This window comes from Mycobacterium sp. SMC-4 (assembly GCF_025263265.1).
Classification (GTDB): Bacteria; Actinomycetota; Actinomycetes; order Mycobacteriales; family Mycobacteriaceae; genus Mycobacterium.
Genome location: NZ_CP079869.1, coordinates 5,000,758 through 5,012,302, shown reverse-complemented (window position 1 = coordinate 5,012,302; position 11,545 = coordinate 5,000,758). Strand labels below are relative to the sequence as shown.

Sequence of the window (11,545 nt, the reverse complement as noted above, 5' to 3'; positions counted from 1 at the left end):
TCCTTCCCGCCTGGTCCTTCGGTTGCGGCTTATGTTGCCACGTGGCGTAACGCTAAACGACGCCGCCGTGACGTTAGACTGCCGACGTTCTCTACAGATGGCGGGTCGGGCACATCGATTGGGGTTATTGGTGACAATCCACGGCCGCTGTCTGGCTGTTCGCGCGCTGCTCACGGCCGCGGCGGTGTTGGCGGCGTGCACGCTGGGCACGGTCCCGGCCGCCGCAGCACCGACGGTCACGCTGGGCGGAGGTTCCGGACTGGTCATCGACGGTGAGACGTTCTGCACGCTGACCGCCATCGGCACCGACAACCGAGGCAGCCTGGTCGGATTCACCTCGGCCCATTGTGGAGGCCCGGGCGCGGTGGTGGCTGCCGAAGGCGCCGAGAACGCCGGCCCGGTCGGGCGGATGGTGGCCGGCAACGACATCCTCGACTACGCGGTCATCGAGTTCGACCGAGCCAAGGTCAACCCGGTCAGCGAGATCAACGGCTTCCGGATCGACGGGCTGGCGCCGGACCCCCGATTCGGCGATGTGGCCTGCAAACTCGGTCGCACCACCGGGTATTCGTGTGGCGTCACCTGGGGACCGGGCACGGAACCGGGCACCATCCTCAACCAGGTGTGCGGCGGGCCGGGTGACTCGGGCGGCCCCGTCACCGTCAACAACCGGCTGGTCGGCATGCTCCACGGCGCGTTCTCCGAGTCGTTGCCGACGTGCGTCGTCAAGTTCATCCCGTTGCACACCCCCGCGGTGACCATGTCGTTCAACACCCAGCTCGGTGACATCACCGCAAAGGGCAGGCCGGGCAGCGGCTTCGTGCCGGTTCGCTGAGGCGCTACTTGCTGGCCCGGATCGCCTCGAACACGCTGGGATCCACCAACGTCGAGGTGTCGCCCAACTCGCGGCCCTCGGCGACATCACGCAGTAGCCGGCGCATGATCTTGCCGCTGCGGGTCTTCGGCAGCTCCGGTACGACGTGGATCTCGCGCGGCTTGGCGATCGGCGAGATCTCCCGGGCCACTTCGGCCCGCAACTCGTCGACCATGTTCGCCTCACCGCCGTGTGCGCTGGTCTTGAGGATGACGAACGCGCAGATGGCCTGGCCGGTGTGCTCGTCGGTCGCGCCGACCACCGCGGCTTCGGCCACCCCGGAGTGGCCGACCAGCGCCGACTCGACCTCGGCGGTCGAGATGCGGTGCCCGGAGACGTTCATCACGTCGTCGATGCGGCCGAGCACCCAGATCTCACCGTCGCTGCCGATGCGCGCACCGTCACCGGCGAAGTACCAACCCTGTTCGCCGAACCGCGACCAGTAGGTCTCCTTGAATCGCTCGGGATCACCCCAGATGCCGCGCAGCATCGCCGGCCACGGCTGGTCGAGCACCAGGTAGCCGGTGGCATGCTCGCCGTGGTCGGGGGAACGTTCGAGTTCGTTGCCGTCGTCGTCGACCACCTTGGCCGAGATCCCGGGAAGGGCGCGCATCGCCGAGCCCGGCTTGCACGTCGTCACGCCCGGCAGCGGAGAGATCATGATCGCGCCGGTCTCGGTCTGCCACCAGGTGTCCACGATCGGCGTCTCGTCCTTGCCGAACGCCATCCGGTACCAGCGCCAGGCCTCCGGGTTGATCGGCTCACCGACCGATCCGAGCAGCCGCAGCGACGACAGGTCGTGCTCGGCCGGGATCTGGCGGCCCCAGCGCATGAATGTCCGCACCAGCGTCGGTGCCGTGTAATAGATGGTGACGCCGTACTTTTCGATGACTTCGAAGTGCCGGTGCTCGGTCGGCGAGGCCGGCGTGCCCTCGTAGACGACCTGGGTGACGCCGTTGGCCAGCGGTCCATAGACGATGTAGCTGTGCCCGGTCACCCAGCCGATGTCGGCGGTGCACCAGTACACATCCTTGTCCGGTTTGACGTCGAAGACGTAGTGATGGGTGTAGGCGGCCTGGGTCAGGTAGCCACCTGAGGTGTGCACGATGCCCTTGGGCTTACCGGTGGTCCCGGAGGTGTAGAGCAGGAACAGCGGCTGTTCGGAGTCGAACGCCTCCGGCGTGTGCTCGGTGGAGGCCCGCCCGACGGTCTCGTGCCACCACAGATCGCGGCCGTCGGTCCACGGCGTGTCGATGCCGGTGCGGCGCACCACCAGAACGTGCTGGACCGGGCTGTCCTGACCGAGGTCGCCGATCGCGTCGTCGACGGCGTTCTTCAACGACACCGCCGACCCGCGCCGGTACTGACCGTCGGTGGTGATGACCAGCTTGGCCTGGGCATCGTCGATCCGGGCCTTGAGCGCCGAAGCGGAAAAACCGGCGAACACCACGCTGTGCATGGCGCCCAACCGCGCACACGCCAGCATCGCGACGATGGCTTCGGGCACCATCGGCATGTAGATCGCCACCCGGTCGCCGGCCTGCAGGCCCAGCTCGGTCAGCGCGTTGGCGGCCCGGCACACCTCGTCTTGGAGTTCGGCATAGGTGATGTCGCGAGCATCGTCGACCGGTTCGCCGACCCAGTGGATGGCGATGCGGTCACCATTGCCGGCCTCAACGTGGCGATCGACACAGTTGTAGGCAACGTTGAGCCGGCCGCCGACGAACCATTTCGCGAACGGTGCGTCCGACCAGTCCAGGACCTCGTCGAACGGGGTGTCCCAGGCCAGGCGTTGCGCCTGCTCGGCCCAGAACCCGAGCCGGTCGGCGTCGGCCTGCTGGTAGAGCGCTTCGGTGGCGTTGGCGTTCGCGGCGAACTCGGGTGCCGGTGGGTAGGACGACGGAGCGTCGACGTGCGTCTCGGTCATGGTTGTGAGGGTAGTCACTACGAGGCCCACAGAAACCGCCAACTCACAACTCGCGCTGCAGGCGGTGGGTGATCCGCGACGAACGCGATGACTGGTCGGTCCAGCGGTCGGCTAGCGTGTGCGACCGTGACGAGCAGCACCTCCGGTCGAGATCCGTTGGCGCCGTTGACGGAGCTGAGTGGGGTCGCAGAAGCCGCCGCCGAGGCCGGTGAAGCATTGGGCCGCGCGCACCGGCACCGCACCAATCTGCGCGGCTGGCCCAAGACCGCTGCCGAGGCCGCACTGCGCGCGGCGCGGGCTTCCTCGGTGCTCGACGGCGGAGCCTTGCAGTTCCCCGCCGAGGGCACCGAGCCGGTGCTGGCCGGTGCGTTGCGGGTCGCCGAGGCACTCGAGGGCGGGGAGGGGTCGTTGGTGGGGGTGTGGCGGCGGGCGCCGCTGCAGACTCTCGCGCGACTGCACGCGCTGGCCGCGGCCGACCTGGTCGACGCCGACGCACTGGGCCGTCCCCGGTCAGATCCCGACGTGGGTCCCCGGCTGGAGATGCTGGCCGCCTTGGTGACGGGTGCGACGCGGGTGCCCGCGGCGGTGCTGGCCGGTGTCGCGCACGGTGAGCTGCTCACGCTGGCGCCGTTCGGCAGCGCCGACGGCGTGGTGGCGCGGGCGGTGTCTCGGCTCATCACGGTCGCCAGCGGGTTGGATCCGCACGGGCTGGGCGTGCCCGAGGTGCACTGGATGCGCCGTTCAGGTGACTATCAGGCCGCGGCGCGCGGATTCGCCTCCGGTACCCCGCAGGGCCTGACCGCGTGGCTGGTGCTCAGTAGCGAGGGGTTGCACGCCGGCGCGCGGGAAGCGCTGTCGATCGCCGAGGAGATGGTGTAGTCAGGGGTGTAGTCAGCAAACAGAAACGGGCGGCGTCCGAAGTACTTCGAAACGACTTCGGGCGCCGCCCGCCAAGCACTGGCCTCCGGTTACCAAGCGTGCGTGTGGGGTTGCGCGGGTTGGCCTCGGCGCGATGCGATGCGCTTCGACTGTAGCCCCACCCAAAAGGCCGTCGCCGTCGATCGCTTTTCGCAAGTACGCAGGCCCGCAACGCTTTTACCTATTCCGCGGTATGTGCTCCGCGTGGGTTCCGGGACCCGTGCTGGGAGTCCGGGGTCGGGAGGTAGAGCCTTCTCTTCCGGCTCGACCTTGGCCTTGCCCGGCTTCCGTATCTCCTTTGTACTACGTGACCGCGATCACATCAAGGCCCCATTGTGGCGCCGCGCCCGGATTGTTACCGGAACCGGTCAGCTATCTCGCTTTGGTACAGTTCAGAACGCGAATCGGCGCAGCAGCGTGTACGTCAGCGCCCCGGCTGCCAGCGCGCTGAATCCGACGGCGGCCGTGGTCGCGACCGCGGCCCCCGACGGTGCTGTGAAGCGGTCGCGCAGTGACACCGGCCGCGAGAAGGTCAGGATGTCCCATCCCCGAGAAGTGGCCTCCTTGCGCAGCGCCCGGTCCGGGTTGACCACCGTCGGATGGCCGACGGTCTCGAGCATCGGGATGTCGGTGACCGAATCGGAGTAGGCATAGCAGTGTTCGAGCGCGTAACCCTCGCGGGCGGCAAGCGCACGAACCGCGGCCACCTTGCCCTCGCCGAAGCAGTAGAACGCGATGTCGCCGGTGTAGCGGCCGTCCTCGACCACCATCCGGGTGGCCATCGCGTGGGTGGCCCCGAGCGCCCGTGCGATCGGCGCCACGATCTCCTCCCCGGAGGCCGACACGATCACGACGTCACGGCCGCACAGTTTGTGGTCGGCGATGAGTTCGGCGGCTTCGGCGAACACCAATGGGTTGACGATGTCGTGCAGGGTTTCTCCGACGATCGACTTGACCTGTTCGACGTCCCACCCGGCACACATCGTGGTGATGTAGGAGCGCATGCGATCCATCTGCTCGTGGTCGGCCCCCGACATGAGGAACAGGAATTGGGCGTAGGCGGACTTCAGCACGGTCCGGCGATTGATCAGACCCTGATGGAAGAAGGGTTTGCTGAAAGCTAATGTGCTGGATTTGGCGATCACGGTTTTGTCGAGATCGAAGAACGCTGCGGTACGCACATGGCGGTCGGGCCCGGTGGCGCCGTCAACCCGGGAGTCGCTGGTCGTCGGCTCGGATGCGGTCACATCGGCCAGCATAGAGCCGACCGATGTGACAAATACTCGCCAGCTGTACAAATTGGCAGTTCACGACACGTGTCCGCGTCTGTAATCTTTCCCAGATTTACATCACGTTTGGGTATTTCACTCTTGCGCCGGCCCGTTCCCGCGTGTGTATAGTGGGCATCACTCGGCTTATGCCGGGTGTGCATCAGCCCGACCCCCCGGGGCTGATACACGACGACCTCCGCCTCCTCCCCCCCCTGGCGGGGGTCGTCCCTTTTCTGGGGGTTGTTTCGCAAAGCGGATAGATCAACCGCGCCAATGAGATTGCGGAACGGTATTTTCGGCAATCGGGCCGCCGGTTGCTCCCCACACCGAACTTCATCCCCAGATTTCCCCGGTTCGGCCGGCGGTTGGTGGCGTCCGCGCGGCGCAGCTTCGAGGCTGGCCTCATGACCGCCAGCGCCCCCCACGCCGCGTCAGCTGCGGCGATTTTGACGCTGTGCGACGACCACGTGTTATGCGCCGACATCGAACGCGTGGTGGCTGCCGCCGGGCTGACCATGATCCGCGCCGACGACCCGCCCACCCGCCGCGCGTGGACCAGCGCTGCCGCGGTCCTGCTCGACGATGCCGCAGCCGCTCGGTGCGCGCCGCGCCGGCTGGCTCGCCGATCCCGGGTTCTGCTGGTCAGTGCGGTGGCGCCCGGTCCGACGCACTGGCAGGCGGCAGTGGCGGTCGGGGCGCAGCAGGTGCTCCAGCTGCCCGCCCAGGACGGCGACCTGATGGCGGTGCTGGCCGAGGCGGCCGATTCGGTACGCGACGCCGCGACGCGCGGTCCGGTGGTTGCGGTGCTGGCGGGCCGCGGCGGTGCGGGGGCGTCGATCTTCGCAACCGCGCTGGCCCGCGTCGCCGCCGAATCCCTTCTGGTGGAAGCCGATCCGCTGGGCAGTGGGCTGGACCTGTTGTTGGGCAGCGAGACCGAACCCGGCCTGCGCTGGACGGATCTGTCCCTGACCGGCGGACGGCTGAGCTATCCGGCGCTGCGCGATGCGCTGCCACGCCGCCACGAGGTCAGCGTGCTCGCCGTCAGCCGGATGTTCGGCGCCGACCGAGCCGGCAACGTCATCACGGCCAACATCACCGCCGCTGCACTCGAATCGGTCATCGACGCCGGCAGCCGCGCCGGCGTGCCGGTGGTCTGCGATGTCGCGCGGCAAGCCAACGCAGTCAGCGACGTCGCGTTGGCGCTGGCCGACCTCGTGGTGCTGCTCACCGTGGCCGACGTGCGTTCGAGCGCGTCGGCCGCCGCGACGGCCCGGTGGGTGGCTGCGGCCAACCCGAATACCGGCCTGGTGATTCGCGGGCCGGCCCCGGGCGGCCTGCGCCCCGCCGAGGTGGGCCGCATCGTGGGCCTGCCCGTGCTGGCCGCGATGCGTCCCGAGCCGGGCCTCGATCCGGCGCTGGAACACGGCGGGTTGCGGTTGCGGCGCCGAAGTCCGATGGCCGCCGCGGCTCGCGCCGTGCTCGATGTGTTGCGCGCCAACCCCCATCTGGAAAGCCCGGTCGAGGCGGCCGCATGACGTCGCCGCTGATAGACCGGGTGCGCGAGCGCCTCGCGGCAGAGGGCGCCGCGCTACGCCCCAGCGTCGTGGCCGCCGCGATACGGGCTGAATCAGGTGGTGTCCTCGGTGACGCCGAGGTGCTCAGCAGCCTGCGTGAACTGCAGACCGAACTGATCGGTGCCGGCATCCTGGAACCGCTGCTGGGGGCACCGGAGACCACCGACGTGCTGGTGACCGCACCGGATGAGGTCTGGGTCGACGACGGGACGGGGTTGCGGCGCACCGCGGTGCGGTTCACCGACGAGGCCGCCGTGCGTCGCCTGGCGCAGCGGCTGGCGCTGACCGCGGGGCGGCGGCTCGACGAAGCTCAGCCCTGGGTCGATGGGCACCTCAGGACGCTGCGCGGGCCTTCCGGGGCAGCGCTGACGGTCCGTCTGCACGCGGTGCTGCCTCCGATCGCGGCCGCCGGAACGTGTGTGTCCCTGCGGGTGTTGCGTCCGGCCACCCAGGATCTCGACGAACTCGCCCGGTCCGGGGCAATCGCCGCGGAGGCCCTGTCCCTGCTGCGAGACATCATCGCCGCGCGGTTGGCATTCGTGGTCTCCGGCGGGACGGGCGCCGGGAAGACGACTCTGCTGGCGGCCTTGCTCGGCGCGGTGCCCGCTGACGAGCGCATCGTGTGCGTGGAAGACGCCGCCGAGCTGGCCCCGCGACACCCGCATCTGGTGAACCTGGTGGCCCGCGCCGCCAACGTCGAAGGCGTCGGTGAAGTGACGGTGCGCGATCTGGTCCGCCAGGCGCTGCGGATGCGCCCGGACCGGATCGTCGTCGGCGAGGTGCGCGGCGCAGAGGTCGTTGACCTGCTGTCGGCACTGAACACCGGCCACGACGGCGGTGCCGGCACCGTGCACGCCAACAGTCCGGCCGAGGTGCCGGCCCGTTTCGAGGCGTTGGCCGCGCTCGGCGGACTGAACCGGGCCGCGTTGCACAGCCAGCTCGCCGCCGCGATCTTATCTGTAACAGTAATAGCTGTGTGTAAGACAGTTACCGAGGTGCGTTTGAATGCGCGGGATCTACGAGAAACACAGTGTTATCTGTAACGGTGTAACTGACGAGCGAGCCCGTTTTTGGGGGTACCCCATGCGATTCGATTGGTATGGCTCATCAGCCGCTGTTGCCGTTGCCGCGTAGACGGTGGATCTCGCCGTGGGCTGCGGCGAGCTGTTGTTGAAGGTCTCTGATTTCTGATTTGAGGGCGGCGATATAGTCGTCGTACTGGCGTTTCTGGGTGCGTAGTTGTTGGCGCAACGCAGCATCGACTGGCGAACGGGAGTTTGATGCTGTCGGTTCAGGGTCGGCGATCTGGGGCCGTGGTGTAGCGGAGGCAGCGCGGATTTGGTCGAAGAGGTCGGTGTGGTTGTAGATCGTTTTGCGGGCGACCCCTGCGTGGCGGGCGACTGCGTGGGGGTTGATATTCATTCCGGCGCGCTGCATTTCGCGTAGCGCCTTCTTGATTTTGCGGCGGGCGTCGTTGCGGCTTTTGGTGCTGGCTTTTCTGAGTCCGGCGGTGGAGCGGGCAGCGGTCATTGATCCGTGGTGCGGGGTTGCTGGGCTTTGTCGAGGGCTGACTGGTGGGCGCCGCGGGTTTGGATTTGCAGCAGCGGCAGTCGCTTCCCCGCCCCGGTGCCGGCACCGGATACCGCCTCTTCGGCTCCGGTGGCCGACAGGCGTTCGATGATCGCTTCCAGTGATCGCAGTTCACGGCGGCGTTCGATCACCCAGATGTTGTCCTCACCGAGTTCACGTCCGCTGCGCCGGCGATACTGGTCACGGCGGGCGGCCAGCAGCGCCTCGGTCGCGGCGTGCTGCTGACGCAGCTCATCGAGGTGGGTGGCATCGGTGGCGAAATGACCGCAGCCCAGACAAGCATTGCCCTTGTCGCACTGTTTGAGCGGCGGGAGCAGACAGACCCCGTTGGGCAGGATCCGGTCGGTGCGGGCACCGAGCTGCGTCATCTCATAGATGTCGCTGGGGCTGATCGAGATATCGGTGCCGTGGGCGCCGATCTTCTTGTGCTTGAGGAACTCTGCCTCGGCGGTGGCCGCCAAGGTGGCCGCGTAACGGGCCGTCATCTCAGGGCTTTTATGACCGAGATAGCGCTGCACCACGTGGAACGGAACGCCATCGTTGAGCAGCTCGGTGGCCCGGGTGTGGCGCAACCGATGGGTCTGGGTGAAGCGCAGTCGTCGGCCGGCGCTGTCGGTGAGATCGTGGCAGTCGTCGAGCTTGGCCAGCGCTGTGCGGTAGGTGTTGTAGGAGCGGGGCTGCTGACCGCGGTGCTGATTCTTCACGCCGAGGAACAGGTATCGGGGCGCCAGGTCGGGATATGTCGCCTTCAGCCAGCTCTGCTGCTCGGTGATGATGTCAACGATGGCCTGCTCAACGAGGATGGTGGGAATGACGTCATCGACTTTGGTCTGCTGGTAGCGCAGCCGGGCCACGAACGTGTCCGGGTCGCCGTCGGTGGGGCGTTCCAGGCCCGGGATGGCCTGCAGCGGATCATGGTCGAGCATCAGGATTTCCGACGCCCGGCGCCCGGTCAGGGCCTGCAGCAGCCAGATCCGTGCGGCCTGGGGGTCACCGAGGCCGGCGGCGACGGTGATCGTGCCGTCGGCTTTGGTCAGCACCACCTTGCGCCCGGCGGGGGCTGCCAGGACGTCGAGATAGGTGAGCATGCGCTGCAGGTCGGCGGTGGCATACCAGGTGAGCTCGCGTTCGCGGCGCCGCTGTTTGGGCGCGTGCAGCGGTGACCACAGCGCGGTGTGGGTCAGCGTAATATCGCGCCAGCGGGGGTTGGCCGTCGCGGTCGCCGCATCGGCGGCGTTGTCGTGCATGAAGGTGTAGAACGCCTGGGTTTGGGCTTGCAGGGTGGCCACGGTATCCGGTGTGAGGCGCTCAGACTGGCTGGCCGCGGCCGGGGAACGCAGATACCCGAGATAGTCGAGGAACACGGTGCGCAGCTGATCGGGATCGGTGCTGATCAGCGGATCATCGTGATGGCCGTAGTCGTGGGCGAACCGGCCCAGCTGCGAGCCCAGGTTGCGGGCCCGGTCGGCGGCCGAGGACCACACCAGCAGGTCGTAGGTCAACGCGCTGCGCAGCCAGAACCGCAGCCCTTCGCGCAGCCACGCCGGCTCGATATCGCGCAGCCGCACGGCGGTGTCGTGGCGGGGTTCGTGGTCGCGGCGCGGGATCCGCGGGTCGGTGCGCAGATCCCAGATATCGTGCTCCCACCACGGGGTATCGGTGCAGCGCACCGATACCCACAGGTGCAGATGCTCGATGACATGGCGGATGTTGCGCCGCGATCCCGCCGACGGGAGCCGCATGTTGCGGCGCTGAAAGGTCAGGACCGCCTGGCGGAGCACGGCATTGGGGTCCAGGTCGGCGATGCTGGCCGGTGCCCTTCCGGTGCAGGTGCGGTGTTCGGCGATCGCGGCCGGCAGGGTGCGGGTCAGCCAGGCCAGCAGGGAGGGTTCGATCTTGCGAAGCTGCTGGTCCCAGCACACCCAGACCCACCAGGCGATCTCGTCGCCGAACCGAGTAGGGGCGTCGGGGGTGAAATCGTGGGCGGCTCCGGCGCGGTGTGCTTGCAGGTAGAACTGGTTGCGCAGAAACACCTGATCAAACGGAGCGCTGTAGATCGCATAGACCGGCCGACGCCACGCCTCGGGGACCTGTGCCCATTGAGTCGCCCATGACCCCAGTGCGGGGGCGAGGACCGGCGTGGGTGCGGGCGGGTCAGTCGGTGTGGTCATGGTGCAGCCCTTTCCAGCCAGCGACGTAGCTGCGCCATTGGGCCAGGGTGCGCATCTCGGCGTCCTCGGTGACCCATCCGTAGGTCGAGAGCGTGGTCTGGATATCGGCGTGGCCCAGGCGGCGCATCACCACATGCGGCGGGGCCCCGGAGAGCAGCAGCGCGGTGGCGTGGGTGTGGCGCAGCCAGTGCGGTGACCACCGATCGGGCAGCACCCCGCCGGCACGTTTGGTCACCGAATCGATTTTGGCGTAGACGGTTTCGGCACGCATGGGCCGGAAACGCTGCCCGTGGGTGAGATTGACGAACACGAAGTGAGTGTCCAGGTCGGGCACGTCCAGATCGGCGCCCTGGTCGACCAGGTGCCACACGTAGGTCGAATACAGTGCCTCCAGATCGTCACCGATGTAGATGCGCCGGGCCAGTAGCGTCTTGCCGCGGGCCCCGCGCGGATGGTCTTGTCGGGCGGCCACGTCGATGAACGGTGTCCCGCCGGCGCCGATATGAAAATCGTGGTGCCGCAGCGACAGCGCTTCACCCAGTCGCATCCCGGTCTCGGCGAGCACCGCGAACAACAGCCGGTCCCGCAGCCCTGAGGGCGGCCCCGACCAGTCCTGTCCGGTCTGGGTGGCACAGCCATCAAGGATCGCAGCAACTTGGGTGGGCAGCAGCACCGGAGTGGCGGACTTGTTGCCGCCGCGCACCGTGTAGATGGGCCGGTCCTTGGACCGTGGTGGGCGGCCCACGCCGGCCAGCATCGGGATATACCGTGACCGTGATCGCTTGCCGCGGCTGGTGAACAGTCGCTGATACGGGCCGGCCAACCCGTTCGCGTCTGCGTGGTAGCGGTAGAACGCCAGCACCGCCGCGGCCCGCAGCTGGGTGCTCGCAGTGCCCAGCCAAACCTCCGGTGCGCCGATCCGGGCGGTGCCCGGCAGGTCCCCGGTGCGCAGGTAGGCCAGAAACTGCCCGAACAGGCTCGTACTGATGTCCTGCCAGTCGGTGCCGGTGTGCTCCAGCACCGTCCACCACGCCGCCAGGCCGGCCGCATACGCCTTCACGGTGTTCGGTGAGGACCCGTCATCGCGCAGGAACTGCAGGTACTCCTCGGCTGCCTCGATCGGCAGGTGATCGGGGCCCAGCACGGTGTAGGTGTCCGGGGCGCCGGTCAGCGCGATCCGTTGTGTCCGTGCCATCCCCGATCCGCCCCCGCAATTCCCT

Annotated in this window: 9 protein-coding genes; 4 read left to right on the top strand and 5 right to left on the bottom strand. The window is 68.1% G+C overall.

Annotated elements, in window-relative coordinates:
- Window positions 1–97: 97 nt before the first annotated feature.
- A complete protein-coding gene (locus tag KXD98_RS23885; RefSeq protein WP_260760797.1) occupies window positions 98–835 on the top strand; it encodes a S1 family peptidase in 738 nt (245 codons plus the stop codon).
- A gap of 4 nt (window positions 836–839) precedes the next feature.
- Here the strand turns inward: KXD98_RS23885 and acs are convergent, their stop codons facing one another.
- Window positions 840–2,801, bottom strand: a complete 1,962-nt coding sequence (gene acs, locus KXD98_RS23880; RefSeq protein ID WP_260760796.1) for an acetate--CoA ligase — start codon at window positions 2,799–2,801, stop codon at window positions 840–842.
- Between the two features lie 87 nt (window positions 2,802–2,888).
- Here acs and KXD98_RS23875 point away from each other — a divergent pair, with 87 nt between their 5' ends.
- A complete protein-coding gene (locus tag KXD98_RS23875) occupies window positions 2,889–3,680 on the top strand; it encodes an oxidoreductase (RefSeq protein WP_260760795.1) in 792 nt (263 codons plus the stop codon).
- A 431-nt stretch (window positions 3,681–4,111) separates the two neighbouring features.
- Here the strand turns inward: KXD98_RS23875 and KXD98_RS23870 are convergent, their stop codons facing one another.
- Window positions 4,112–4,978: an HAD-IB family hydrolase gene (locus tag KXD98_RS23870; protein WP_260760794.1), complete on the bottom strand. Its 867-nt coding sequence runs from the start codon at window positions 4,976–4,978 to the stop codon at window positions 4,112–4,114.
- Window positions 4,979–5,394: 416 nt separating this feature from the next.
- On the opposite strand from KXD98_RS23870, the gene ssd reads away from it, so the two are divergent.
- Both ssd and KXD98_RS23860 read left to right on the top strand, forming a co-directional pair.
- On the top strand, window positions 5,395–6,525 hold the full coding sequence (gene ssd / locus KXD98_RS23865; protein WP_260760793.1) for a septum site-determining protein Ssd: 1,131 nt from the start codon (window positions 5,395–5,397) through the stop codon (window positions 6,523–6,525).
- Window positions 6,522–7,607 carry a TadA family conjugal transfer-associated ATPase gene (locus KXD98_RS23860; RefSeq protein ID WP_260760792.1) on the top strand — a complete coding sequence of 362 codons (1,086 nt, stop codon included), beginning with the start codon at window positions 6,522–6,524 and terminating at the stop codon, window positions 7,605–7,607. The genes ssd and KXD98_RS23860 overlap by 4 nt, the downstream gene beginning before the upstream one ends.
- Window positions 7,608–7,671: 64 nt before the next feature.
- On the opposite strand, the gene KXD98_RS23855 is transcribed toward KXD98_RS23860, so the two are convergent.
- From KXD98_RS23855 to KXD98_RS23845, 3 genes are read right to left on the bottom strand one after another with little or no spacing between them, the layout of a single operon-like run.
- The gene (locus KXD98_RS23855) at window positions 7,672–8,094 is read right to left on the bottom strand and encodes a transposase (RefSeq protein WP_137148693.1); all 423 of its coding nucleotides are present in this window, start codon (window positions 8,092–8,094) and stop codon (window positions 7,672–7,674) included.
- Window positions 8,091–10,325 (bottom strand): tyrosine-type recombinase/integrase, encoded by a 2,235-nt coding sequence (locus tag KXD98_RS23850; RefSeq protein ID WP_260760791.1) that lies wholly within the window; start codon window positions 10,323–10,325, stop codon window positions 8,091–8,093. Before KXD98_RS23850 ends, KXD98_RS23855 begins: the two co-directional genes overlap by 4 nt.
- Complete coding sequence (locus tag KXD98_RS23845; RefSeq protein WP_137148695.1) at window positions 10,309–11,520, bottom strand: tyrosine-type recombinase/integrase; 1,212 nt, start codon at window positions 11,518–11,520, stop codon at window positions 10,309–10,311. The genes KXD98_RS23850 and KXD98_RS23845 overlap by 17 nt, the downstream gene beginning before the upstream one ends.
- Window positions 11,521–11,545: the final 25 nt, after the last annotated feature.

Excerpts from the sequence above, each read along its gene's own strand:
- KXD98_RS23845 (WP_137148695.1), bottom strand. The coding sequence starts at position 11,520 with ATGGCACGGACACAACGGATCGCGCTGACCGGCGCCCCGGACACCTAC.
- KXD98_RS23885 (WP_260760797.1), top strand. The coding sequence starts at position 98 with ATGGCGGGTCGGGCACATCGATTGGGGTTATTGGTGACAATCCACGGC.
- ssd (WP_260760793.1), top strand. The coding sequence starts at position 5,395 with ATGACCGCCAGCGCCCCCCACGCCGCGTCAGCTGCGGCGATTTTGACG.
- KXD98_RS23855 (WP_137148693.1), bottom strand. The coding sequence starts at position 8,094 with ATGACCGCTGCCCGCTCCACCGCCGGACTCAGAAAAGCCAGCACCAAA.
- acs (WP_260760796.1), bottom strand. The coding sequence starts at position 2,801 with ATGACCGAGACGCACGTCGACGCTCCGTCGTCCTACCCACCGGCACCC.
- KXD98_RS23875 (WP_260760795.1), top strand. The coding sequence starts at position 2,889 with ATGACTGGTCGGTCCAGCGGTCGGCTAGCGTGTGCGACCGTGACGAGC.
- KXD98_RS23860 (WP_260760792.1), top strand. The coding sequence starts at position 6,522 with ATGACGTCGCCGCTGATAGACCGGGTGCGCGAGCGCCTCGCGGCAGAG.
- KXD98_RS23870 (WP_260760794.1), bottom strand. The coding sequence starts at position 4,978 with ATGCTGGCCGATGTGACCGCATCCGAGCCGACGACCAGCGACTCCCGG.
- KXD98_RS23850 (WP_260760791.1), bottom strand. The coding sequence starts at position 10,325 with ATGACCACACCGACTGACCCGCCCGCACCCACGCCGGTCCTCGCCCCC.